Source organism: Gordonia sp. Swx-4 (genome assembly GCF_030316175.1).
In the GTDB taxonomy this organism is placed as follows: domain Bacteria; phylum Actinomycetota; class Actinomycetes; order Mycobacteriales; family Mycobacteriaceae; genus Gordonia; species Gordonia alkanivorans.
Genome location: NZ_CP128197.1, coordinates 3,104,068 through 3,127,597, shown reverse-complemented (window position 1 = coordinate 3,127,597; position 23,530 = coordinate 3,104,068). Strand labels below are relative to the sequence as shown.

The 23,530-nt window shown below is 69.9% G+C and carries 21 protein-coding genes and 1 pseudogene; 17 read left to right on the top strand and 5 right to left on the bottom strand.

What is annotated here, in order from left to right; all coding sequences use genetic code 11:
• The first annotated feature begins 19 nt into the window (after positions 1-19).
• Genes PWF70_RS14220 through PWF70_RS14200 form a run of 5 tightly spaced genes read left to right on the top strand, consistent with a single transcriptional unit; the run spans position 20 to position 6,142 of the window.
• Complete coding sequence (locus PWF70_RS14220) at positions 20-517, top strand: GNAT family N-acetyltransferase (RefSeq protein ID WP_006359294.1); 498 nt, start codon at positions 20-22, stop codon at positions 515-517.
• A complete protein-coding gene (locus tag PWF70_RS14215) occupies positions 514-2,418 on the top strand; it encodes a VWA domain-containing protein (protein WP_286352646.1) in 1,905 nt (634 codons plus the stop codon). The genes PWF70_RS14220 and PWF70_RS14215 overlap by 4 nt, the downstream gene beginning before the upstream one ends.
• A gap of 24 nt (positions 2,419-2,442) precedes the next feature.
• Complete coding sequence (gene cobO / locus PWF70_RS14210; protein WP_006359296.1) at positions 2,443-3,060, top strand: cob(I)yrinic acid a,c-diamide adenosyltransferase; 618 nt, start codon at positions 2,443-2,445, stop codon at positions 3,058-3,060.
• Positions 3,054-4,514, top strand: coding sequence for a cobyrinic acid a,c-diamide synthase CobB (locus tag PWF70_RS14205; RefSeq protein WP_035754114.1), 1,461 nt, complete (start codon positions 3,054-3,056; stop codon positions 4,512-4,514). The genes cobO and PWF70_RS14205 overlap by 7 nt, the downstream gene beginning before the upstream one ends.
• Positions 4,511-6,142 (top strand): GAF domain-containing sensor histidine kinase, encoded by a 1,632-nt coding sequence (locus tag PWF70_RS14200; RefSeq protein ID WP_035754165.1) that lies wholly within the window; start codon positions 4,511-4,513, stop codon positions 6,140-6,142. The genes PWF70_RS14205 and PWF70_RS14200 overlap by 4 nt, the downstream gene beginning before the upstream one ends.
• On the opposite strand, the gene PWF70_RS14195 is transcribed toward PWF70_RS14200, so the two are convergent.
• The gene (locus tag PWF70_RS14195; RefSeq protein ID WP_006359299.1) at positions 6,139-6,804 is read right to left on the bottom strand and encodes a response regulator; all 666 of its coding nucleotides are present in this window, start codon (positions 6,802-6,804) and stop codon (positions 6,139-6,141) included. The genes PWF70_RS14200 and PWF70_RS14195 overlap by 4 nt on opposite strands.
• Before the next feature lie 208 nt (positions 6,805-7,012).
• Here PWF70_RS14195 and PWF70_RS14190 point away from each other — a divergent pair, with 208 nt between their 5' ends.
• From PWF70_RS14190 to PWF70_RS14175, 4 genes are all read left to right on the top strand, one after another.
• On the top strand, positions 7,013-8,008 hold the full coding sequence (locus tag PWF70_RS14190) for an acyl-ACP desaturase (RefSeq protein WP_006359300.1): 996 nt from the start codon (positions 7,013-7,015) through the stop codon (positions 8,006-8,008).
• Positions 8,005-8,298, top strand: coding sequence for a hypothetical protein (locus tag PWF70_RS14185; protein ID WP_006359301.1), 294 nt, complete (start codon positions 8,005-8,007; stop codon positions 8,296-8,298). The genes PWF70_RS14190 and PWF70_RS14185 overlap by 4 nt, the downstream gene beginning before the upstream one ends.
• Positions 8,299-8,351: 53 nt before the next feature.
• The gene (gene cobA, locus PWF70_RS14180) at positions 8,352-9,551 is read left to right on the top strand and encodes a uroporphyrinogen-III C-methyltransferase (protein ID WP_187346506.1); all 1,200 of its coding nucleotides are present in this window, start codon (positions 8,352-8,354) and stop codon (positions 9,549-9,551) included.
• Between the two features lie 72 nt (positions 9,552-9,623).
• A complete protein-coding gene (locus tag PWF70_RS14175; protein ID WP_035754115.1) occupies positions 9,624-11,123 on the top strand; it encodes a DHA2 family efflux MFS transporter permease subunit in 1,500 nt (499 codons plus the stop codon).
• Here the strand turns inward: PWF70_RS14175 and yaaA are convergent, their stop codons facing one another.
• Positions 11,124-11,906 (bottom strand): peroxide stress protein YaaA, encoded by a 783-nt coding sequence (gene yaaA / locus PWF70_RS14170; protein ID WP_187346505.1) that lies wholly within the window; start codon positions 11,904-11,906, stop codon positions 11,124-11,126.
• On the opposite strand from yaaA, the gene PWF70_RS14165 reads away from it, so the two are divergent.
• A complete protein-coding gene (locus PWF70_RS14165; RefSeq protein WP_035754166.1) occupies positions 11,905-13,635 on the top strand; it encodes a proline--tRNA ligase in 1,731 nt (576 codons plus the stop codon). The two genes, yaaA and PWF70_RS14165, sit on opposite strands and share 2 nt — an antisense overlap.
• Here the strand turns inward: PWF70_RS14165 and PWF70_RS14160 are convergent.
• Positions 13,632-14,096 carry a ferritin-like domain-containing protein gene (locus tag PWF70_RS14160; RefSeq protein WP_006359306.1) on the bottom strand — a complete coding sequence of 155 codons (465 nt, stop codon included), beginning with the start codon at positions 14,094-14,096 and terminating at the stop codon, positions 13,632-13,634. The genes PWF70_RS14165 and PWF70_RS14160 overlap by 4 nt on opposite strands.
• Entirely contained in the window at positions 14,093-14,596 is a 504-nt protein-coding gene (locus tag PWF70_RS14155) for a hypothetical protein (protein ID WP_006359307.1), read from the bottom strand. The genes PWF70_RS14160 and PWF70_RS14155 overlap by 4 nt, the downstream gene beginning before the upstream one ends.
• A 116-nt stretch (positions 14,597-14,712) precedes the next feature.
• On the opposite strand from PWF70_RS14155, the gene rimP reads away from it, so the two are divergent.
• The 7 genes and pseudogenes from rimP (at position 14,713) to PWF70_RS14120 (ending at position 22,595) form a co-directional block, all read left to right on the top strand.
• Complete coding sequence (rimP, locus tag PWF70_RS14150; RefSeq protein ID WP_006359308.1) at positions 14,713-15,282, top strand: ribosome maturation factor RimP; 570 nt, start codon at positions 14,713-14,715, stop codon at positions 15,280-15,282.
• Between the two features lie 63 nt (positions 15,283-15,345).
• Complete coding sequence (gene nusA / locus PWF70_RS14145; RefSeq protein ID WP_006359309.1) at positions 15,346-16,356, top strand: transcription termination factor NusA; 1,011 nt, start codon at positions 15,346-15,348, stop codon at positions 16,354-16,356.
• A 103-nt stretch (positions 16,357-16,459) separates the two neighbouring features.
• The gene (locus PWF70_RS14140; RefSeq protein WP_006359310.1) at positions 16,460-16,714 is read left to right on the top strand and encodes a YlxR family protein; all 255 of its coding nucleotides are present in this window, start codon (positions 16,460-16,462) and stop codon (positions 16,712-16,714) included.
• A 131-nt stretch (positions 16,715-16,845) separates the two neighbouring features.
• A pseudogene (infB, locus tag PWF70_RS14135) lies at positions 16,846-19,724 on the top strand (translation initiation factor IF-2).
• 95 nt (positions 19,725-19,819) lie between these two features.
• Positions 19,820-20,269: a 30S ribosome-binding factor RbfA gene (gene rbfA, locus PWF70_RS14130; RefSeq protein ID WP_006359570.1), complete on the top strand. Its 450-nt coding sequence runs from the start codon at positions 19,820-19,822 to the stop codon at positions 20,267-20,269.
• Positions 20,266-21,222, top strand: coding sequence for a DHH family phosphoesterase (locus tag PWF70_RS14125; protein WP_006359569.1), 957 nt, complete (start codon positions 20,266-20,268; stop codon positions 21,220-21,222). Before rbfA ends, PWF70_RS14125 begins: the two co-directional genes overlap by 4 nt.
• Positions 21,219-22,595 carry an MATE family efflux transporter gene (locus PWF70_RS14120; RefSeq protein WP_075863345.1) on the top strand — a complete coding sequence of 459 codons (1,377 nt, stop codon included), beginning with the start codon at positions 21,219-21,221 and terminating at the stop codon, positions 22,593-22,595. The genes PWF70_RS14125 and PWF70_RS14120 overlap by 4 nt, the downstream gene beginning before the upstream one ends.
• A gap of 3 nt (positions 22,596-22,598) precedes the next feature.
• On the opposite strand, the gene PWF70_RS14115 is transcribed toward PWF70_RS14120, so the two are convergent.
• Positions 22,599-23,474 carry a hypothetical protein gene (locus PWF70_RS14115; protein ID WP_035754118.1) on the bottom strand — a complete coding sequence of 292 codons (876 nt, stop codon included), beginning with the start codon at positions 23,472-23,474 and terminating at the stop codon, positions 22,599-22,601.
• Positions 23,475-23,530 lie beyond the last annotated feature (56 nt).

The window sequence follows — 23,530 nt, the reverse complement described above, 5'->3', positions numbered from 1 at the left end:
TCTGTGCTAACCACGACACATGAGTCCTGAACCGCAGCACGACCGGCGCCCGCAGGTACACCGCAGTACGTCTGCCGAGATCGACGCGGCCACGCTGTACCGGCTCCTGCGGCTCCGGGTCGATGTGTTCGTCGTGGAGCAGGCCTGTCCGTACCCGGAGATCGACGGCCGTGACCTCGAGCCGACGACGCGTCAATTCTGGATCACCGAGAGCGGCGAACCCGACGACGACGCCGTGCTGGCGACCCTGCGACTCCTCGAAGAGCCGCCGGGGCCGGACGGTGGGACCGTCTACCGGATCGGGCGTGCCTGCACGGCACGGGCGCATCGCGGCCATGGGCTGGTCGCCCGGCTCCTGACGGTTGCGCTCGACGAGGTCGGGGACCGACCCTGCCGGATCGAGGCGCAGGCCTACCTCACCGAGATGTACGGCAAGTTCGGTTTCGTCGCCGAGGGCGACGAGTACCTCGAAGATGGGATCCCGCACGTGTCGATGCTCCGATCCGGTTCCCGATGACCGACGTCCAGGATTCGGCCCCGGTCCGCTATCCGTTCAGCGCGGTCGTCGGACAGGAACAGCTCAAGCTGGCCCTCGTCCTGTCCGCCATCTCGCCGGGCATCGGCGGCGTCCTCATCCGCGGCGAGAAGGGCACGGCCAAGTCGACCATCGTGCGCGGGCTCGGCCCGCTGATCGGCGGAGACGACCGATCCGGGCGCGTCGTCGAACTGCCGATCGGCGCGACCGAGGACCGGGTGATCGGTTCACTCGACCTGACCTCCGTGCTGCGCGACGGTCGCGCGGAGTTCACCCCCGGGCTCCTCGCCCGCGCCCATCGGGGTGTTCTCTACATCGACGAGGTCAACCTGCTCGCCGACCATCTCGTCGATGTCCTCCTCGATGCCGCCGCGAGCGGGCGCGTCACCATCGAGCGTGACGGCGTATCCCACACGCAGGAAGCAGATTTCGTGCTCGTCGGCACCATGAACCCGGAAGAGGGGGAGTTGCGCCCGCAGCTCCTCGACCGTTTCGGGCTGGCGGTCGACGTCGCCGCGGGAAAGGATCTCGACGAACGTGTCGAGGTCATCCGGCGGCGGATGGCGTTCGACGCCGACCCGGACGGGTTCGCGGCCGAGTACCTCGAAACCGAACATGAACTGGCACAACGGATTCATGCGGCCCGGGAAGCGGTGAGCGGAGTCGAGATCCCGACGCGCGAACTGCGCCGCATCGCCGGCATCTGCGCCCACCTCGACGTCGACGGACTCCGCGGCGACATCGTCGTCGCGCGCACCGCCGCCGCACACGCGGCTTGGCGCGGGGCTCCGACGGTGGACGAGGAGGACGTGCGGGCCGCCGTCGAACTCGCCCTGCCGCACCGCAGGCGCCGCAACCCCTTCGACGAGTCCGGTCTCTCGAACGACCAGCTCGACGACGCCATGTCGGCCGGCCAGGACGCCGCCGGCCCCGGCTCTCCCGATTCCCCGGACGACGATCCGACACCGCCGGAGGGTGGACCGGGCGGCGGTGCCCCGGAGCCGGGGGAGTCCTCGGAATCCTCCGGGGCCTCGGAAGAGGCCAATACGCACGAAGACTCGGAGCCCGGGTCGCAGCGGGCCCCCGGGCCCGCTTTCGGTGCCGCCCCGACGCCGACGGGGCGCCGGGTGCGTGCGCTCCGCGTGACCGGGGTCGGAGACGGAGACCCCGGCCGCCGGTCGAAGGCGCGCAGCCGGCGCGGGCACACGACCCACGCCGTCGACTTCGCCGACGGCCGGCCGGTGCACCTGTTCGCCACCGTCCTCGCCGCGGCGGGCCGGGCGCCGCAGTCGTCGGTCCGCATCGCGGCACCCGATTTGCGCGCAGCCGAACGCATCGGCCAGGAATCCAATCTCGTCGTCTTCGTGGTGGACCTGAGCGGATCGATGACCGCCCGCCGCCGGCTCACCGCGGTCGCAGAACTGTGCGTCGAGATGCTGCGGGACTCCTACACGCGTCGTGACCGGGTGGCCGTGGTCGTCGCCCGCGGCGGTACCGCGACGCTGGCCGTGCCGCCCACCAAGTCGGTGGACATCGCGGTGCGCCGCCTCGCCGAGATCCGTACCGGTGGCCGGACGCCACTGGCCGAGGGGCTGACCCTGGCCGGCGACGTCGTCGAACGCTGTCGCCGCACCGAACCGAATCGTCGGCCGCTCGTCGTCGTCCTCACCGACGGTCGCGCCACCTCCGGCCGGGATGCCCCGGCACGGGCGCGGCTCGCGGCGTCGGCGATCCGGCGCCGGGGGATCGAGTCGGTGGTCGTCGACTGCGAGCAGGGGCTGGTGCGGCTCGGCCTCGCCGCCGACCTCGCCTCCCACCTCGGCGCCGAGTTGCTGACCATGGACAAGCTGTCCGCGACCGCGCTGACCCGCGGCGCGGCCTGAGTCCGCCGAAGAAGGAGACAACAAGTGCCCCAAGGGGTTCCCGCCTCGGTTCCCGACGACGGCCTGACCACCCGCCAGCGTCGGAACCAGCCCGTGCTGGCCGTCCACACCGGTGACGGCAAAGGCAAGTCCACCGCCGCCTTCGGGATGGCGATGCGCGCCTGGAACGCCGGTATGCGGGTCGCCGTCTTCCAGTTCGTGAAGAGCGCGAAGTGGAAGGTCGGGGAGGAGTCGGCGTTGCTGGCTCTCGGGCAGTGCCACACCGACACCGGTGCGGGTGGTCCGGTGGAGTGGCACAAGATGGGCCAGGGATGGTCGTGGTTGCGAGCCAACACCGAGCACGCCGACAACCACGCCGCCGCCGCGCGCGCCGGTTGGGCCGAGATCGCCCGGCGGCTCGATGCCGGCGAACACGACTTCTACGTGCTCGACGAGTTCACCTATCCGCTCGACTGGGGCTGGGTCGACACCGACGAGGTCATCGAGACGCTCGCCCGGCGCCCCGGACGTCAGCACGTCGTCATCACCGGCCGCCGTGCACCGCAGGCGCTGGTCGACGCCGCGGACCTCGTGACCGAGATGCGCAAGATCGCCCACCCGATGGATGCCGGCCGCAAAGGCCAGAAGGGCATCGAGTGGTGACCGTGTCCCGCGCGACACCGGCGGTCGTGATCGCCGCGCCGTCCTCGGGCAGCGGCAAGACGACGGTGACGACCGGACTCATCGGCGCGTTGCGTGCAGCCGGTCACCGGGTTGCACCGTTCAAGGTCGGTCCCGACTACATCGACCCCGGGTATCACGCCGTCGCCGCCGGGCGTCCCGGTCGCAACCTGGACCCCAACCTGGTGGGCGAGAAGCTGATCGCACCGCTGTTCGCCCACGGTTCGGCCGGTGCCGACATCGCCGTCGTCGAGGGCGTGATGGGGCTGTTCGACGGCCGTATCACCAGCGACGACCCCGACGCCGCCGACACCGACGCGCTGGGCATCGGCTCGACCGCGCACGTGGCGTCGATCATCGGTGCGCCCGTCGTGCTGGTCGTCGACGCGGGTGGGCACAGTCAGTCGCTCGCCGCGGTGCTGCACGGGTTCCTGTCCTACGACACCTCGGTCCACATCGCCGGCGTCATCCTCAACCGGGTCGGCTCGCCGCGCCACGAGATGGTGCTGCGACAGGCGTGCGCCCGCGTGGGTGTCCCGGTCTTCGGCGTGCTGCGTCGCGACCCGTCGCTGACCGTGCCGTCCCGCCATCTCGGACTCATCCCCGCGGCCGAACGCAGCGCCGACGCGGTCGCCGCCGTCGCGTCGATGACCGATCACCTGCGCGACGCACTCGACCTTCCCGCGATCGTGGCCGCGGCCCGGCAGCGTCGGATTCCCGACGCCGCGCCGTGGTCGGCGACCGACGCACTCGCGCCCTACGTCGACGGCGCTCCGGCCCCGTCCTCGCGGCCCGTCATTGCGGTGGCCGGGGGCGCGGCGTTCACGTTCGGCTACGCGGAACATACCGAGATGCTGCGGGCCGCGGGTGCCGAGGTCGTGGCGTTCGACCCGCTGTGCGACCGGCTTCCGCCGGACACCGCCGGTGTCGTCATCGGCGGCGGTTTCCCGGAGGAACATGCCGAGGAACTCGGCGCCAATCACGAACTGCGGGCCGACCTGCGTGCACACGCGGCCGCGGGCAGGCCCATCCACGCCGAGTGCGCCGGCCTGGTCTACCTGGCCGACCGCCTCGACAATCGCCCGATGAGCGGCGTCCTCGACATCGCCGGCAGCTTCGGGCCCACACTGACGCTCGGCTACCGCGACGCGGTGGCCCTCGGCGACTCGGTCCTGTTCCGTGCCGGCGAGCGCGTCACCGGGCACGAGTTCCACCGCAGCACCGTGCACGTGGGAGACGCGTCGACGCCCGCGTGGGCCTGGCGTGACGTCGAGGGCCGGCCGGCCACCGACGGCGTCGTCACCGATGCTGTCCACGCCTCGTATCTGCACGTGCATCCGGCGGCCATCCCGGAGGCGCTGAACCGCTTCGTGTCCCGAGTAGGCTCCTCGTCGTGGACGATGCCGACAAACTCCTCGACGCAGGCTCACCGATGACGGCACAACGGCTCCGCGAGACCCTCGACGCGCTGGCGACCCACGGCGCCGACGACCCCGAACTGCTGCGTCAGTTGCTCGAGGCGGTGCTCGTCGTCGGACAGGGTGTCGAACTCGACCGGGCGCTGCAGCGCATCGTCGAGGTGGCCGCCGGTCTGGTGGACGCGCAGTACGGTGCGCTGGGCGTGCGCGGTCCCGATGGCGGTCTGAGCGAGTTCGTGCACATCGGGATCACCGAGGCCCAACGGGCGACGATGGGGCACCTGCCGGTCGGCCGCGGCGTGCTGGGTCTGCTGATCGACGACCCGCGACTGCACCGCATCCACGACCTCGGGTCGCATCCGACCTCGGTCGGGTTTCCGCCGAATCACCCGCCCATGCGCACCTTCCTCGGTGCGCCGATCCTGGTGCGCGGTGAGGTCTTCGGCAGTATCTACCTCACCGAGAAACGGTCGGCCGACGACTTCTCCGAGGTCGACGAGACGGTCGTGGCGGTGCTCGCGGTGGCCGCCGGTATCGCCATCGACAACGCCGGACTCTTCGAACGTGCGCGTACCCGGCACCGCTGGATGCAGGTTCTGGCCCGCCGCGGATCGGAGCCGCTCGCCGGAATCGCTTTGTCGGACACCATGTCCCGGATGTGTGTCGACGTCGCCGACCTGGTGGATGCGGTCGACGTCTTCCTCCTCACCGAACTCGACGGCGAGGTGGAGTTGCGCGGTCACACCGGGGAGCGGATCGAGATCGACAGCTTCACCGCGCCGCACGCGAACGCGCCCACCGTCCTGCGCGCCGGCACCATCCCGCCGTCTCTGGTGCGCCGGGGCGCCCGCTGGACGACGGTGCAACCGCTGCAGCGGGCATCAGGTGCCTTCGGCTGGATGCTCATCACCCACCGCAATCGTCCGTACTGGGACGACGAGGAGATCGCCGGACTGGCGGGCGTCGCCGAGATCGCCTCGCTGGCCGTCGTCTACGCCGAACAGCAGCAGATCGCCCGCGACCTCGAGGTGCTCGAGGACCGTCACCGCATCGCCCGTGACCTGCACGACCACGTGATCCAACGTCTGTTCGCGGTGGGTATGTCGGTGCAGACGCTGCTGGCCGGGTCGACCGATCCCGCCGCCGCCACCGCGCGACTCGAACAGATCATGACCGACCTCGATCGCACGATCGCGCAGATCCGGACGTCGATCTTCGACCTGCAGACGGTGACCGCCGACGCCGACGGGTCTACCCTGCGGCGTCGAGTACTCGACATCGTCTCCGAACTGTCCGGACACGCGTCGATCTCACCGAGCGTCCAGTTCGACGGCCCCGTCGACACCGTGGTGCCCGACACGCTGGGACCCCACATCGACGCGGTGCTGCGTGAGGGGCTGAGCAACGCGTTGCGGCACGCGCAGGCCGAACACATCGCCGTCGCGGTCCGCGCCGACGACGTGCTGACGGTCGAGATCACCGACGACGGTGTCGGTATCGGCACCGACGTCACCTACCGCGGGCTGGAGAACCTCACCCGTCGCGCCGAGGACTGCGACGGGACGTTCAGCGTGATGACCCGCCCGCGCGGTAACCGCGACGAGGGCGGGACGACCCTCACCTGGTCGGTACCCCTGATCGGTTAGTCCTTGCCGTCGCGCAGTTTGGTCGCCATCACCGCGACCTGGGTGCGGCGCTGCATGTCCAGCTTGCCGAGGATACGGGACACGTAGTTCTTGATCGTCTTCTCCGCCAAGAACATCCGTCCGGCGATCTGCCGGTTGGTCAGACCCTCGCCGATGAGGTTGAACACCTCGCGCTCCTGGTGGGTGAGATCGGCGAGCGGGTCCTTCTCCTGCTGCTTGCCGTCGCGCAGCTTTGCCAGCAGGGCGGCGGTCGACCGGTCGTCGAGCAGCGAACCGCCCTGTCCGACGGTGCGGACCGCGGCCACCAGGTTGTGGCCGAGGATCTGCTTGAGCACGAAGCCCGACGCGCCGGCGAGGACCGCGGCGAGCAGGGCGTCGTCGTCGGCGTAGCTGGTCAGCATCAGGCACTTCACGTCCGGTTCGGCCGCACGGACGTCGCGGCAGAGTTCGACACCGTTGCCGTCGGGCAGCCGGACGTCGAGCACGGCCACGTCGGGCTTGGTCGCGAGGATGCCGACCAGCGCCTCACCGACGGATGCGGCCTCGCCGACGACCTCGATGTCGCCTGCGGTGCCGAGGAGGTCGCGGAGTCCGCGTCGGACGAGTTCGTGGTCGTCGACGAGGTAGACGCGAACCGGGGTGGGGGTCGAATCGTCAGCCATGGTCTGAACGTACCGGACCTTCTCAGCTGCGAGAACTCACAGCCGGCGTTGTGTCGGCGGAGAGGAGGGTCCCGGCCGGATTCGCGACGTCCGCCCCCATGGAAGCGGGACTTTCTCCCCACGAGCAGCACCCGTCCCGGCGCGCAGAGTGGTTGTCGACGGATTCTCGATCCGCCTGTCCCACCCGACCTTCGGACCAGGAGAGCACGTGACCACCCTCATCGGACCCCCCGAACTGACCAACAGCGGGATGACCGGATCGGACCTGCTGCGCGAACTGCTACCCGTGTGCGAGACCGAGGTGGAGCGTCACATGCGGATGACCAAGGACTGGCATCCGCACGACTACGTGCCGTGGGACTCCGGCCGCAACTTCGCGATGCTCGGCGGCATCGACTGGGACCCGGAACAGTCGCAGCTGTCGGAGACCGCCAAGGCCGCGATGATCACCAACCTGCTCACCGAGGACAACCTGCCGTCGTACCACCGGGTCATCGCCGAGAACTTCAGCCTCGACGACGCGTGGGGCTGGTGGGTCGGCCGTTGGACCGCCGAGGAGAACCGCCACTCGGTGGTCATGCGCGACTACCTCGTCGTCACCCGCGGCGTCGACCCGGTCGAACTCGAAGAGATCCGGATGGCCCACATGACGTCCGGCTTCAACCCGCTGCCCGAAGATGACGGACAGCGCGACCACAGCTTCGACATGCTCTATGCCGTCGCCTATGTCAGCTTCCAGGAGCTCGCCACCCGCGTCTCGCACCGCAACACCGGCAAGGCCTGTGGCGACCCCATCGCCGACCGTATGCTGCAGCGCGTGGCGGCCGACGAGAACCTGCACATGCTCTTCTACCGCAACATCGTCGCCGGCGCCCTCGACCTGGTTCCCGACCAGACGATGGCCGCAATCTACGCGATCGTCTCCAACTTCCAGATGCCCGGCGCCACCATGCCGAACTTCCGGCGCAACGCGGTGCTGATCGCCAAGGGCGGCATCTACGACCTGCCGCAGCACATGTCCGAGGTGGTCATGCCGGTGCTGCGCAAGTGGCGCATCTTCGAGCGCGAGGACTTCGGGCCGCTCGGTGAGCACTACCGCGAACAGCTCGCGGCCTTCCTCGATGAGATGAACGTCAAGGTCGAGAAGTTCGAGGCCTCGCGTGAGCGCGCCCTGCAGCGCGAGCGGGCACGGAGCCGGGCATGACGCTCACACAGCCGATGGAGGTGGACGAGCTCGCGTGCGGGTGCGAGTCCGGGTTCGCCACGGCGATCTCGATGGCCGAGGCGGCCGCCGACCGGAACCCGGCATGGTGGAACGAGATCCGGACGGGCGCCGACGACGCGCTCGACGCCGCCTACTGCAGTTCCAAGCTGCTCGGCGCGCTGCTGCAGTCGGCCGCGCACCGGCTCGGTGTGCCATCCGCCGACATCTGGGCCCACATCCGCCGGACCGGCGAACTGCCGCTGCAGATCACACCGGACGGGCAGCTGTAGATCACACCGGCGGGCGCCGGGGACGGGGCGACCGCCCGGTAGTGTTCCGTGCCATGTCTGGTCACTACCTCGTCGGCCTCGATCTCGCGGGCCGCAGGGTGGTCGTCGTCGGCGGCGGTTCCGTCGCACAGCGTCGGCTGCCGAACCTCATCGCGGCCGGAGCCGACGTGCACGTCATCGCCATCGACCCGACGCCGGCCGTCGAGTCGTTCCAGGGCATCACCGTGACCCGCCGCGCGTACGCCGACGGCGACCTCGAAGGCGCCTGGTACGCGATGGCCTGCACCGATGATCCGGCGGTCAATGCGGCGGTCGTCGCCGAGGCCGAACGCCGCCACACCTTCTGTGTGCGCGCCGACGACGCACAGTACGGAACCGCGGTCACCCCGGCGTCCGCCCGGCACCGCGACGTCCAGTTCGGTGTCCTCGCCGGTGGCGACCACAAGCTGTCGGCCGCGTTGCGTGCCGCGATCAGCCGTGCGTTGGCGGAGGGCTCGCTGTCCGTGGACGACGTCGAACCGCACGCCCCGGGTGTCGCGCTGGTCGGCGGCGGTCCCGGCGATCCCGACCTCATCACGGTGCGTGGCCAGCGCCTCCTCGCCGAGGCCGACGTCGTCGTCGCCGACCGTCTCGCGCCGGCCGAACTGCTCGAATCCCTCGGCCCACAGGTGGAGATCATCGACGCCGCGAAGGTTCCCTACGGCCGCGCGATGAAGCAGGAGGCCATCAACGACGTCCTCGTGGCGCGCGCCAAGGAGGGCAAATTCGTCGTCCGGCTCAAGGGCGGCGACCCCTATGTCTACGGTCGCGGCTTCGAGGAGCTGCAGGCCTGCGTCGCCGCCGGTGTACCGGTGACCGTGGTGCCCGGCATCAGCAGCTCGATCGCCGCACCCGCGTCGGCCGGCATCCCGGTGACCCACCGCGGCGTCACCCATGAGGTGGTCATCGCCTCCGGTCACGTCCCGCCCGGCCACCCCGACTCGCTGATCGACTGGTCGGCGATGGGCAAGCTGCGCGGCACGCTCGTGCTGATGATGGCCGTCGAACGGGTCGACGTCTTCGCCGACGCCCTGCTCGAGGGCGGCCGGCCCGCCGACACCCCGGTGGCCATGATCGAGAACGGATCGCTGCCGACGCAGCGCCTGCTGCGCACCGACCTCGCGCATGCCGCCGAGGTCGCCGAGGCCGAGGGGTTGCGCCCGCCGGCCATCGTCGTCATCGGCCAGGTGGCCGCTTTCACCGAAGGCGCCTGAACCGGGCAGTTCGGGACATCGAACCAACAGGGATTGGCACATCGGCGCGCTCGGCCGGTACCGTCGTGCCTTATGTCGAATCCCGGATCAGTGCACGCTGGAACTGTGGACACCGCCCAGTTCCGTCCGGTCTTCGGACTGCCGATCCTGGTGCTGTCCGGAATGCAGCTGCTCATGGTGCTCGATGGCACCGTCGCGGCGCTGGCCCTCCCACGGATCCGCGACGCCCTCAGCCTCTCCGAGTCGAGCGCCAACTGGGTCATCTCCAGCTACGTCCTGGCCTTCGGTGGCCTGATGCTGCTCGGCGGCCGCCTCGGTGACACCTTCGGCCGCAAGCGGATGTTCATCGTCGGCGTCGTGGCCTTCACCCTGACCTCACTTCTGTGCGGTCTCGCGTGGAACGAGGCCAGCCTGATCGTCGGCCGCGCACTGCAGGGGGCGTCGGCCGCCATCGCCGCCCCGACCGCGATGGCCCTGGTCGCGACCACCTTCGCGCCGGGCAAACCCCGCAGCCAGGCCTTCGCCGTCTATGCGGCGATGACCGGCGTCGGTTCGGTCGCCGGCCTGATAGTGGGCGGCGTGCTGACCGAGGTGTCGTGGCGACTCGTGTTCCTCATCAACGTGCCGATCGGCCTGGTCGTCGTGATCGGCGCGATCATCGCGCTGCGCGAATCGCAGGGCGAGCGTCTGCCGCTCGACGTTCCCGGCGCGGTGCTCGGCACCCTCGGCTGCACCTTGCTGGTCCTCGGCGTCAACGAGGGTCCCAACGGCTGGGGTTCGCCCGTCGTGATCGGCTCGTTCGTGCTCGGCGTGCTGGCGCTGATCGCCTTCGTGGTGGTCGAGCGACGCGCCGCCAACCCGATCCTGCCGTTCTCGCTGTTCGACAACACCTCACGCGTCGCGGCACTCGGGGCGATCCTGTTCGCCAGCATGATCATGATGTGCATGGCGGTGTTCATCTCGCTGTATCTGCAGGGGATTCTGAAGTACTCGCCGATCCAGAGTGGTCTGGCCGTCGTGCCCTTCGCCTTCGGCCTCGGCATCGCCGCGGCGATCGCGTCGAAGCTCTCGCTGATGACCCAGCCGCGCTGGCTGGTCCTGGTCGGCGGCGCGGTGATCCTCGCCGGCTGCTTCTACGCCTCGTCGATCGCCACCGATGCCCCCGACTACTTCCCGAGCATCTTCCTGCCGGTCATCGTGATCGGCTTCGGCGTGGGCCTCGCCGTCATCCCGCTCACCCTGTCGGTGGTCGCCGGCGTCGGACCGAACGAGATCGGTCCGCTGACCGCCCTCGCGCAGGTCGCGCAGAACCTCGGCGGAGCGGTCGGCCTCGTCGTGGTGGGGGCGATGGTGACGTCGCGGGCACTGTCCAAGGGCGGCACCACCGAGCCCGTCGAGACCATGAACCCGACTCAGCTGGCCGCTCAGGCCGAGGGCTACGGCCTCGCCTTCGCGGCGTGTGCCGGCATCGCGGTCATCGCCGCGATCGTCGTCCTGTTCATGCGGTTCACCCCGGAACAGGTCGCCGAGGGCCAGGCCGCCCAGGAAGCAGCCGACGCGGGCGTCGAATAGTCAGTCCGTCAGCACCACGATCTGGTCGGGTGCGGGGATCTCGACGCGCTGACCGGCGTCGGACAGGACCGCGGCAAGGCCGTTGATGTCGCGCACGTTGCGTCGTGTGCGGACCAGTTCGCGCGCCATCAGGCCCTTGTAGTGCTTGTTGAAGTGGCTCACGACCTTGCGTGATCCATCGGGCTGTTCGGTCATCACCGTCGCGGTGACCGCACCCTTGACGGGCCCGAGCTGCTGGTAGACGCCGGAACGCAGATCCACCACGAAGTCGTCGACGGCGTCGAGCGTGGGGGACAGCTCCGGCTTCCAGATCGACGCCAGCGTCGGCATGCCGGGGAGCTTGGATCCACCCGACAGCCGGTAGGCGGGAATCGGGTCGGCAGCGCGCACCACACCGAACAGTGCCGAGCCGATGGCCAGTCGTTCGGCTGCCTTGGTCTTGCCGGCCTTGGTCAGCGCGGCGTGGTCGAGGGCGTCGTAGAGCACGCCGGTGTAGCGCTCGATCGCCGGGCGGGTGGGGGAGAGCCACAGGTCGGCGTTGCGGTCCACCTCGGAGAGCTGGGTGGCGCCGAGGCCGAGCGCCGTGCGGCTCGCGTCGAGGTCGCCGGCGAGGTCGACGATGGCCTCACCGATCCGTTTGCGGACGGGGTTCAGCTCGGAAAACGACAGGGTGTCCAGATCGAGGGGAGCCCCGCGCCCACCGTCGGATTTGGTCTCGGAGGGAGGGAGGATGACGAGCACCGGAACACCATAACTAAGCTGGTTTGTCGTGATCACACGCATGTCGACCCTGTTCCTGCGGACCCTGCGCGACGACCCGGCCGATGCCGAGGTGCCCAGCCACAAGCTGCTGGTGAGAGCGGGCTACGTCCGCCGCGTCGCGCCCGGCGTCTACTCCTGGCTCCCCCTGGGTCTGCGCGTGCTCAAGGCCATCGAGAACGTCGTGCGCGAGGAGATGAACGCGATCGGCGGTCAGGAGATCCTGCTGCCGGCGCTCCTGCCGCGCGAACCCTACGAGGCCACCAACCGATGGACCGAGTACGGCGACGCGCTGTTCCGTCTCAAGGACCGCAAGGGCGCCGACATGCTCCTCGGACCCACGCACGAGGAACTCTTCGCGACGCTGGTCAAGGGCGAGTACTCGTCCTACAAGGACATGCCGGTCATCCTGTACCAGATCCAGACCAAGTACCGCGACGAGGAGCGTCCGCGCGCGGGCATCCTCCGCGGTCGCGAGTTCGTGATGAAGGACGCCTACTCCTTCGACCTCGACGACGCCGGCCTCAAGAAGGCCTACAACGCCCATCGCGAGGCGTACCAGAAGATCTTCGAACGCCTGCAGATCAAGTACGTCATCGTCTCCGCCACCTCCGGCGCGATGGGCGGCAGTGCCTCCGAGGAGTTCCTGGCCGAGTCCGAGGTCGGCGAGGACACCTTCGTGCGATGCCTGGAGTCGGGGTACGCGGCGAATGTGGAGGCGGTCGTCACGCATGCGCCCGCCCCGAAGCCGATCGACGGTCTGCCCGAGGCAGTCGTCCACGACACCCCGGACACCTCGACCATCGACACGCTCGTGGCGTGGGCCAACGAGACCCTCGACGGTGAGTACACCGGTGCCGACACACTGAAGAACGTGATGGTGAAACTGCATGCGCCGGGCAAGGATCCGGAGATCATCGGTGTCGGCGTCCCCGGCGACCGCGAGGTCGATCTCAAGCGTCTCGAGGCATCCGTGTCGCCGGCCGAGGTCGAGCTGCTCACCGAGGCCGACTTCACCGCCAACCCGTTCCTCGTCAAGGGTTACATCGGTCCGAAGGCGTTGCAGGCCAACGGTATCCGCTACCTCGTCGACCCGCGCGTGGTCGACGGGACGTCGTGGATGACCGGTGCCGACGAGCCCGGACGCCACTACGTCGGTCTCGTCGCCGGCCGCGACTTCACGCCCGACGGCACGGTCGAGGCCGCCGAGGTCCGCGACGGCGACCCGTCGCCGGACGGCGCCGGGGTGCTGGTGAGCGCCAAGGGCATCGAGATCGGGCACATCTTCCAGCTCGGCCAGAAGTACACCGACGCCTTCGAGGTCGACGTGCTCGGCGAGAACGGCAAGCCGGTCCGGCTGACCCAGGGTTCCTACGGTGTCGGTGTGTCGCGCCTGGTGGCGGTCATCGCCGAACAGTCGCACGACGACAAGGGTCTGCGCTGGCCGAAGACCGTGGCGCCGTTCGCCGTTCACCTCGTCATCGCCAACAAGGACGAGGCCGCGATCGCCGGTGCCGAGCAGCTCGCCGCGGACCTCGACGCCGCCGGGCTCGAGGTGCTCCTCGACGACCGCAAGGCCTCGCCCGGTGTGAAGTTCAAGGATGCCGAGCTCCTCGGCATGCCGACGGTCGTGGTGGTCGGACGCGGCTATGCCAACGGCACCATCGAGATCCGCGACCGGTTCACCGGTGAGGCCGCGGAGGTGGCCGTCGACGGTGCGGTGGACGCGGTCGTCGCGGCGGCACGCGCCTAGCCTGAGACGGGAGACCCCGGGAACGCCACCGTGACCGGGGTTTCCTGCAGCAGCGCTCGCCACGTGGCGGCGCGGACCGCACAGTCCGACAGGCCGTCGACCCCGATCCGGCGGCCGGCTTCGTCGTCGGCCTGTTCGAGCAGGGCCCGGTATGCGGTCGTGCAGTCGATCTCGGCCGCGAGTGCCGCCCGAGCGGCGGTCTCGGGGTCGGTGACCTGCACCGGCAGCGTGTAACCGGCTGCGGCCAGCGGCGATGTGCCGCCGGCGGCGGTGATGGCCCGGTCGATCTCGTCCCGGCGGGCGCGGTGCTCGGCGGCGTAGTCGCCGACCATGCGACGGCGCGCGGCCGTGACGAACGCGGTGATCACCCCGTAGGTGAAGATCGCGGCGTTCTCGGCGTCCGCGGCGACGACGAGCGGGTCGCCGGTGTCGGCCACCGGGGAGGGGACGGGGCTGGTCATGCCAGTTGCACCTCTCGCATCGAGGTCACGGCGGCCGCGACCGATCCGGCCAGACCGGCCGGGTATCCGGGCAGGGAGATCGCCACATCGCGCGCTTCACCCGAGGACTGCTCGAGTCCGGCGCGCAGGCCCACCAGGGTCGGCGGTTCGGCCGGAGTGGGTGTCGTCGAGGGGCCCGGCTCGTCGACGGTGGTCGCGACGTCCTGGTCCAGGCGGATGATCTCCTCACGCAGCGCCCGTGCGTGCTCGGCGCGCTGATCTGCGACGACCGCGAGGGCTGCGGCATATCTGGGCTCGGCGCCGGCGAGCGATCGAGCGCTCTTCTCGTCGGCGAGGGCGCTGCGCACGAGGGGTACCAACCGCTCGGCGGTGATGGTTTCCTCCGACGGTCCCGTGCTGCAGCCCGACACGCCGACGGCTCCCAGGCCGGCCACCGCGACCCCTGCCACGAGTCCTCCGCGCAACACGGTGCGCCGATCCAATGTGGTCACGCGACACATGATGCCAGCCGCGAAACGAAGGTGGTCGGGGCATGCCCGGCGATCCACTAGGATGTGTCGAAGCAACTTCGTGCGAGACCTGGCACGGCCCGACAACTGAAGACGAGGGGAGTGGCATGCCGATCAGCCCGCCGCAGGTGAGTGAACTCGTCGAAAAGCTTGTCGTAGAGCAAGGTTTCGACCTCGAAGACGTCATCGTCAACCGACGCGACGGCCAGGACGAACTGACGATCGTCGTCGACCGCGACGGCGGTGGCGATCTCGACGTCCTCGCCGACCTGTCCAACCGGATCTCCGAGCTCCTCGACGCGGTTCCCGAACTCACCGACGAGGATGCCTACGTCCTCGAGGTGACCTCGCCCGGCGTCGACCGTCCCCTGACCCTTCCGCGGCACTGGCGTCGCAACACCGGACGCCGCGTCGCCGTCGACGTGGCCCCGCTCGAGGGGAGCGAGGAGCGGTCTCTCACCGGTCGCATCGGCAAGCTCGACGAGACGAACGTCGAGATCGTGATGAACCTCCGCGGACGGATCGCGGTGGAGACCATCCCGCTCGAGGCCGTGACGAGAGCCGTCGTGCAGGTCGACTTCTCGCAGCCGAGCGTCGCCGAACTCGAACTCTGCGGACTCGACGCCGAGGAGATCGAGCGTCGGCGGGCGCGGGACCGCACGCAACTGAACGACTGAAGACCGAAGAACCGAACAAGTGACAAGTGAAGAGCGGCGACAAGTGAATAGGAGCCAGACCCCATGAACATCGACATCGGCGCACTGCGCATGATCGAGGCCGACAAGGGCATCTCGATCGAGACGGTCATCACCGCCATCGAGACCGCCCTGCTGACCGCCTACCGTCACACCGACGGCTTCGCGCCGCATGCGCGTGTCGACATCAATCGCAAGTCCGGTGCCGTCCGCGTGATGGCACAGGAACTCGACCAGAACGGCGACGTCGTCCACGAGTGGGATGACACCCCCGAGGGCTTCGGCCGGATCGCGGCCACCACGGCGCGTCAGGTCATCCTGCAGCGCCTCCGCGACGCCGAGAACGAGAAGAACTTCGGCGACCTCGTGGCCCATGAGGGCGAGATCGTCGGCGGCGTGGTCCAGCAGGACTCCCGCGCCAACGCCCGAGGCATGGTCGTGGTGCAGATCGGCAGCGACGCCAACAGCACCGAGGGCGTCATCCCGCCCGCCGAGCAGGTGCCCGGCGAGGTCTACACCCACGGCGACCGCATCAAGTGCTATGTCGTCGGCGTCAGCCGCGGCCCCCGCGGACCGCAGATCACGCTGTCGCGCACCCACCCGAACCTGGTCCGCAAGCTGTTCTCGCTGGAGGTGCCCGAGATCGAGGACGGTTCGGTCGAGATCGTCGCGGTCGCCCGCGAGGCCGGTCACCGCTCCAAGATCGCCGTGCACACCGGTGTCGCCGGGCTCAACGCCAAGGGCGCCTGCATCGGCCCGATGGGCCAGCGCGTGCGCAACGTGATGAGCGAACTTGCCGGCGAGAAGATCGACATCATCGACTTCGACTCCGATCCCGGTGTGTTCGTCGGGAATGCGCTGTCTCCGGCGAAGGTTGTATCGGTCACCGTGGTCGACGAGGCCGCGAAGGCGGCCCGGGTCGTCGTGCCGGACTATCAGCTCTCCCTCGCCATCGGCAAGGAAGGACAGAACGCCCGTCTCGCCGCCCGGCTGACCGGTTGGCGGATCGACATCCGCTCCGACGCCGCCCCCGCGGCCGAGGAGGGAGCCGAGTGACACGGGTGACAGCCGATTGTTCGCAACCCGCCCGGTCGCGCTAGACTGATCGATGGTTCAGCGATCCGCCCCCCGCACGTCAACCAATCACAGGCCGGTACGGATGTGTGTCGGTTGCCGGCAACGGGCACAGGCCGCCGAGTTGGTTCGTGTCGTCGCGCAACAGCGCGAGGACGCCACCGTGCTCGTGGCCGATCCCGCGAAGACCATGCCGGGACGTGGCGCTTGGTTGCATGCGAGGGCGGAGTGCATCTCCGTCGCGACGCGACGCAGGGCCTTCGCCGCGGCACTCCGGACTCCCGGTCTGACCGCGGACCCGGACGATCTCGCCGAACAGCTCGGCGTGATCACCCACTAAAGATGGCTCCTCGGAGCCGGAACAGGTTGCAGAAGACATGAGCACACCGTGAAGTCCCCACGATGAGCATGTACCGGACATAAATCGAGGCCGTAGCGGGTTAGCCGCTTGGCCTCCAGCAAAGGAGAGCAGTGGCAGGCAAAGCCCGCGTGCACGAACTGGCCAAAGAGCTCGGTGTTACGAGCAAGCAGGTGCTCGAGCGCCTGAAGGAACAGGGCGAGTTCGTCAAATCGGCGTCGTCGACGGTAGAGGCCCCAGTGGCCCGTCGACTGCGTGAATCATTCCCCGGCACGGACGGGGGAGCCAAGGACGGCGGTTCGTCGTCGGCACCCAGTCCTCGTCAGTCGGCCAAGCCCGGACCCAAGCCGTCCGGTGCGCCGAAGCCCGGTGCCGCCCCGGCAGCGCCGGCCGAGCGTCCCGCCCCGGGACCCCAGACCAGCGCGCCCCAGTCGGGCGCACCCAAGCCGGGCGGCCCGAAGCCGGGTCCCGCCCCGGTCGAGACACCCGCACCGGCGGCGGCCGAGCGTCCGAGCACGGCCCCGACCCCGGTGCACCCAAGCCCGCGGCACCGGCACCTGAGGCGCCGGCGCCTGCGGCAGCTCAGGCGCCCGCCGCCTCGGCAGCACCCACGCCGCCGACCAAGGCGCCGGGTCCTCGTCCCGGCCCCAAGCCCGGCCCGCGTGCTCCGCGTGTCGGCAACAACCCGTACTCGTCGGCCCCGGCTCCCGCGCCGCGCCCGGCGGCTCGTCCCGGCCCCGGCCAGGGCGGTCCGCGTCCCGGTGGCGGCCGTCCCGGACCTGCCGGTCAGGGTGGCCCCCGCCCCGGTGGCGGTCGGCCCGCTCCCGGTCAGGGCGGTCCGCGTCCCAACCCGGGCAACATGCCCCCTCGTCCCAGCCCCGGCGCGATGCCCTCGCGTGCGGCACGTCCTGACGCCCGACCGGGTGGTCGCGGCGGCGGTGCCGGTGGTGGCCGTGGCGGAGGCGGCGGCGGTTACCGCGGCGGACCCGGCGGTGGCGGCGGCGCTCCCGGCGCACCCGCCGGTGGTGGCTTCCGCGGTCGTCCCGGTGGCGGCGGCGGTCGTGGCCGCGGCGGTGCAGCCGGTGCGTTCGGTCGTCCCGGTGGCGCTCCCCGCAAGGGTCGCAAGTCGAAGCGGGCAAAACGCGCCGAGTACGAGAGCATGCAAGCTCCGTCCGTCGGTGGCGTCCGTCTGCCGCGCGGCAACGGCGAGACAATCCGTCTCGCCCGTGGTGCCTCGCTGTCCGACTTCGCCGACAAGATCGACGCCAACCCGGCATCGCTGGTCCAGGCGCTGTTCAACCTCGGCGAGATGGTGACGGCGACCGAGTCGGTCAACGACGAGACGCTCGAGCTGCTCGGCTCGGAGATGAACTACCGTGTCCAGGTCGTCAGCCCGGAGGACGAGGACCGCGAGCTGCTCGACAGCTTCGACCTCACCTACGGCGAGGACGAGGGCGGCGAGGACGACCTCGCACAGCGTCCGCCGGTGGTCACCGTCATGGGCCACGTCGATCACGGTAAGACCCGATTGCTCGACACGATCCGTAAGGCCAACGTCCGCGAGGGCGAGGCCGGCGGCATCACGCAGCACATCGGTGCCTACCAGGTGAACACCCACCTCAACGGTGAGGATCGCCTGATCACCTTCATCGACACCCCGGGTCACGAGGCGTTCACCGCCATGCGTGCCCGCGGTGCGAAGGCCACCGACATCGCGATCCTCGTGGTCGCGGCCGACGACGGTGTCATGCCGCAGACGGTGGAGGCGGTCAACCACGCCCAGGCGGCAGATGTGCCGATCGTGGTCGCGGTGAACAAGATCGACAAGGAAGGCGCCGATCCGCAGAAGATCCGCGGACAGCTGACCGAATACGGTCTGGTGCCCGAGGAGTACGGCGGCGACGCCATGTTCGTCGACATCTCGGCCAAGCAGGGCGAGAACATCGACGCACTGCTCGAAGCCGTGCTGCTCACCGCGGACGCATCGCTCGACCTGCGTGCCAACCCGGACATGGACGCCCAGGGTGTCGCCATCGAGGCGCACCTCGACCGCGGCCGTGGCCCGGTGGCGACCGTGCTGGTACAGCGCGGCACGCTCCGCGTCGGCGACTCGATCGTCGCCGGTGACGCCTACGGTCGTGTCCGTCGCATGGTCGACGAGCACGGCGAGGACGTCCCCGAGGCGCTGCCGTCGCGACCGGTCCAGGTCATCGGTTTCACCTCGGTCCCCGGCGCAGGCGACAACCTGCTCGTGGTCGAGGAGGACCGCATCGCCCGGCAGATCGCCGACCGCCGCAATGCGCGCAAGCGCAACGCGCTGGCCGCGCGCAGCCGCAAGCGGATCAGCCTGGAAGACCTGGATTCGGCTCTCAAGGAGACCAGCCAGCTCAACCTCATCCTCAAGGGTGACAACTCGGGCACGGTCGAAGCCCTCGAAGAGGCCCTGCTGGGCATCGAGATGGGCGACGAGGTGTCGCTGCGCATCATCGACCGCGGTGTCGGTGGCGTCACCGAGACCAACGTCAACCTGGCGGCGGCCTCGGATGCGATCATCATCGGCTTCAACGTCCGTGCGGAGGGCAAGGCCACCGAGCTGGCCAACCGCGAGGGCGTCGACATCCGGTACTACTCGGTGATCTACCAGGCCATCGACGAGATCGAGAGCGCGCTCAAGGGCATGCTCAAGCCGATCTACGAAGAGGTGGAGCTCGGCCGCGCCGAGATCCGCGCCATCTTCAAGTCGTCGAAGATCGGCAACATCGCCGGTTGCCTCGTCCAGTCGGGCATCATGCGCCGCAACGCCAAGGCGCGCCTGCTGCGTGACAACGTCGTGGTCGCCGAGAACCTCACCGTGTCGTCGCTCAAGCGCGAGAAGGACGATGCCACCGAGGTTCGCGAAGGCTACGAATGTGGTCTCACGCTGACCTACTCGGACATCAAGGTGGACGACGTGATCGAGACCTACGAGCTGCGGGAGAAGCCGCGCGACTGATGCGCGTCAGCTTCTGAGCTCTCTCGACCCACGTCCGTGCGCGTCGGCCCGACACCGGGCCGGCGCGCACGGCACCGCTCACGGAAGGACTCCCGATGGCTGATCCAGCACGGGCACAACGTCTGGCCAAGCGGATCTCGACGATCGTCGCGTCGGCGATCGCCACCGAGATCAAGGACCCGCGCCTGGCCTACGTGACGGTCACCGACACCCGCGTGACCAACGATCTGCACGACGCGACCGTCTACTACACGGTGATGGGCGAATCCATCGACGCCGACCCCGACTACGAGGCGGCGGCCGCGGGACTGGCCAAGGCGACCGGCGTGCTCCGGTCCAAGGTCGGCGCCGGCACCGGCGTCCGCTTCACCCCGACCCTGCGCTTCATGCTCGACACGGTCCCAGACGCGGCCCGTCAGATGGAGGAGCTCGTCGCGCGCGCCCGCGCCAACGACGAGCTCGTCGCGCGGCGGGCGGCCGAGGCATCACCGGCCGGTGACGCCGATCCCTACCGCTCGGCAGACGACGCCGGCGACGACGAGTGAACGCTTCGGCGAGTGCGGCGATCGCCGCAGAGCTGGCGTCCGCGTCGGCGGTGACCATCTGCTGTCACATCCGACCGGATGCGGACACCATCGGCAGCGGTCTCGCACTGGGACTGGCCCTCGACCGGCGCGGCGTCGACGTCGAGGTGTCCTATCCCGGTTCCGAGCAGCTGCCGGCCTCCCTCGGCGGGTTGCCCGGCAGCAAACTCCTGTGTTCCCCGAACCAGGTGGTCGGGCACCCACTGGTGGTGTCGGTCGACGCCGCGAACCTCGAGCGCCTCGACTCGCTGGGCGAGGTCTTCACTGCGGCCGACACGTCGATCACCATCGACCATCATGCGTCGAATCCCGGTTTCGGTGACCTCGACCTGATCGATCCCGCTGCCGACTGCACGTCGGTCCTGGTGCTCGACGTACTCGACGAGCTCGGGGTCGAACTCGACGCCGACATCGCCACCTGCATCTACGCCGGGCTGACCACCGACACCGGTTCCTTCCGCTGGGCCCGGCCGCAGTCCTTCCGGATCGCGGCGCGCCTGCTGGAGACCGGCGTCGACGCACGCCGGTGGAGCCGCATCCTCTTCGACTCCCACCCGTTCGAGTGGTTCGCCATGATGTCCGGCGTCCTCGCCTCGGCGAAGCTGGTCCCGTCGGCGTGCAACGGCGAGGGACTCGTCTACGCGATCGTCGACCAGAAGGCCCTCGCCGGCATGAGCTGGGAGGAGTCCGAGAGCGTCGTCGACACCATCCGGACCGCCCGCGACGCCGAGGTGGCGGCGGTGTTCAAGGAGAGCGAACCGCAGGTGTGGACGGTGTCGCTGCGGTCCAAGGAGGTCGTCGACCTCGTCCCGATCGCCCGCGCCCATGGAGGCGGCGGGCATCGTCAGGCCTCCGGCTACAGCGACACCGGCACCGCCGACGAGGTGGTCGCGAGGTTGCTGGAGTCGCTCTGAGCGACACCCGCGACGAGGCCGCGACATCTGACGAGACAGGTGTCGCCCGTATCGCGACGCTGACCGTCTCGGCGCTCGCGGTCCTCATCGCTCCACCCCTCTACCTGCTCCTCGACCTCGCGGTCGTCGGCCGCCTCGGTGGCGAGCAGCTCGCCGCGCTCGGTGTCGGCACGCTGGTGCTCTCGATCGTCAGCACCCAGCTCACCTTCCTGTCGTACGGCACGACGGCCCGCTCGGCGCGCAGGTTCGGTGCGGGTGACCGTGCCGGCGCGGTGCGCGAGGGCGTGCAGGCCAGCTGGATCGCGGTCGCCGTCGGCGTGGTGATCGTGGCGGTCTCCTATCCGCTCGCGCCGATGGTCATGCGGCTCCTCGTCGGGGCGTCGTCGCCGGAGTCGGCCGCGGTGGCCGCCGATGCCGCGCACTGGATGCGCATCGCGATGTTCGGGGTGCCGCTGATCCTGCTGTCGATGGCCGGCAACGGCTGGATGCGCGGTGTGCAGGAGACGCGCCGGCCCGTGGTCTACGTGGTGATCGGGCTGTCCCTCGCGGCCGTTCTCGTGGTCGGCCTCGTGCACGGCATCGGGCCGTTTCCGCGGCTCGGCCTCCCGGGCAGCGCCGTCGCGAACGTGATCGGCCAAGGCGTCACGGGCGTGCTGTTCGCGGTGCGGGTGATCCGCGAGGCGGGCTCGTCACCGGAATCGAAGGGGTTCCGCCCCGACCGGACGATCATCGTCGCGCAGCTGGCGATGGCACGCGATCTCATCGTGCGCAGCCTGTCGTTCCAGATCTGCTTCGTCTCGGCCGCCGCGGTGGCCGCCCGATTCGGCGTCGCGCAGGTCGCGGCGCATCAGCTCGTACTGCAGCTCTGGGAGTTCATGGCGCTGTTCCTCGACTCGGTGGCGATCGCCGCGCAGGCGCTCGTCGGCGCCGCGCTCGGGGGCGGCCGCCTCAAGGTCGCCGACACCGTGGCGCGCCGCGTGACCGGGGTGTCGGTGGTCGCCGCGACCGCGATGGCCGCGGTCTTCGCGGCCGGCGCGACGCTCATCCCGCGCGTCTTCACCTCCGACGACGCCGTGCTCGACGCCATCGGTGTGCCGTGGTGGTTCTTCGTCGGCATGCTGCCGATCGCCGGCGTGGTCTTCGCCCTCGACGGCGTGCTGCTCGGCAGCGGCGATGCCGCCTTCCTCCGCACTGCGACCCTGACCGGCGCGCTCGTCGGGTTCCTGCCGCTGATCTGGCTGTCGCTGATCTTCGACTGGGGACTGGCCGGGGTGTGGTCGGGCCTGGTGGTCTTCATGGTCGTCCGCCTCGCGACCGTCGTGTGGCGCATCCGCTCCGGCCGCTGGCGGCAGACGGGAGCCGTACCCGCCTGACCCTCAGCGCTCGTCCCGGTTGTCGCCGGGGGTTCCGTCGCCGCGGGGCCGTCGGATCTGCGTCGTCCGGAAGCTCGGGTCGTCGGGTCGCCGTTGCGGCTGGGCGAGCGGGGGCGGCGGTGGCCGGTACCGCTCGGTCTCCCGCAGATCCGTCTGGCCGGCCTGCGTCCGGTAGAGCTGGGTGGTCCGGAAGCTCTCCACGTTCGGCGTGGTCGACGGCGTGCTCGTCGCGGGCGATCGGCGGGTGGCGAGGCCGATCGCGTCGCACGCCCACAGGACGAGGACGGCCGCGACGCCGAACATGGTCTCGAACGCGATCACGCCGATCCAGTAATGCAGGGGCAGGGCGACCTCGGTGGCCGTGAGGTCGACGCCGAAATCCGGTTGGTGATAGTAGGTGGCCCAGGTCCCCAGGGCGACCAGCCCGGCGGACGGGAGCAGACCCACCCAGGTCATGGCCGTCTGTCGCCGGGCGATCGACCACACGAGGATCAGGCCGGTGAGCAGCATCGCGGTCGCGGCCATCGAGGCGAGCCGGAACACCTCCGACGACCAGTCCTGGGTGACCGAGAGATCGAGGTAGAACGGGAGCAGCGCGAGTCGCTCCAACCCGACGAACAGCAACCCGAGCAGTACTGCAACGGTGACCCGCCATCCCGACCGCGCCCACGCCGCGGTGATCACCACGAAGATCACCAGGACGCCCGCGCTCAGGCCGTACTGCGTCCACCGCTCGGTGGTGTCGCCGACGGCGAATGCCGTCACCTGCGCGACGAGGTAGGCGAGCAGGATCAGGGAGCTCACGACGACCTGGACCCACCAGGGTCCGCGACTGCCCGGGAGGCGTGATCCGCTCGGGGCGACGGGTGCGCCGTACACCGCTCGATCGTCCCACGCCGACCCGCCCCGGGCACGGTGGAATCACGACCTCTGGC

What these genes read in the sequence shown, in the direction of transcription:
- PWF70_RS14220 (WP_006359294.1), top strand. Translation starts at nt 20, where the DNA reads ATGAGTCCTGAACCGCAGCACGACCGGCGCCCGCAGGTACACCGCAGT.
- PWF70_RS14215 (WP_286352646.1), top strand. Translation starts at nt 514, where the DNA reads ATGACCGACGTCCAGGATTCGGCCCCGGTCCGCTATCCGTTCAGCGCG.
- PWF70_RS14200 (WP_035754165.1), top strand. Translation starts at nt 4,511, where the DNA reads ATGACGGCACAACGGCTCCGCGAGACCCTCGACGCGCTGGCGACCCAC.
- PWF70_RS14195 (WP_006359299.1), bottom strand. Translation starts at nt 6,804, where the DNA reads ATGGCTGACGATTCGACCCCCACCCCGGTTCGCGTCTACCTCGTCGAC.
- PWF70_RS14185 (WP_006359301.1), top strand. Translation starts at nt 8,005, where the DNA reads ATGACGCTCACACAGCCGATGGAGGTGGACGAGCTCGCGTGCGGGTGC.
- cobA (WP_187346506.1), top strand. Translation starts at nt 8,352, where the DNA reads ATGTCTGGTCACTACCTCGTCGGCCTCGATCTCGCGGGCCGCAGGGTG.
- PWF70_RS14175 (WP_035754115.1), top strand. Translation starts at nt 9,624, where the DNA reads ATGTCGAATCCCGGATCAGTGCACGCTGGAACTGTGGACACCGCCCAG.
- PWF70_RS14165 (WP_035754166.1), top strand. Translation starts at nt 11,905, where the DNA reads ATGTCGACCCTGTTCCTGCGGACCCTGCGCGACGACCCGGCCGATGCC.
- yaaA (WP_187346505.1), bottom strand. Translation starts at nt 11,906, where the DNA reads ATGCGTGTGATCACGACAAACCAGCTTAGTTATGGTGTTCCGGTGCTC.
- PWF70_RS14160 (WP_006359306.1), bottom strand. Translation starts at nt 14,096, where the DNA reads ATGACCAGCCCCGTCCCCTCCCCGGTGGCCGACACCGGCGACCCGCTC.
- PWF70_RS14155 (WP_006359307.1), bottom strand. Translation starts at nt 14,596, where the DNA reads ATGTGTCGCGTGACCACATTGGATCGGCGCACCGTGTTGCGCGGAGGA.
- rimP (WP_006359308.1), top strand. Translation starts at nt 14,713, where the DNA reads ATGCCGATCAGCCCGCCGCAGGTGAGTGAACTCGTCGAAAAGCTTGTC.
- nusA (WP_006359309.1), top strand. Translation starts at nt 15,346, where the DNA reads ATGAACATCGACATCGGCGCACTGCGCATGATCGAGGCCGACAAGGGC.
- PWF70_RS14140 (WP_006359310.1), top strand. Translation starts at nt 16,460, where the DNA reads ATGTGTGTCGGTTGCCGGCAACGGGCACAGGCCGCCGAGTTGGTTCGT.
- rbfA (WP_006359570.1), top strand. Translation starts at nt 19,820, where the DNA reads ATGGCTGATCCAGCACGGGCACAACGTCTGGCCAAGCGGATCTCGACG.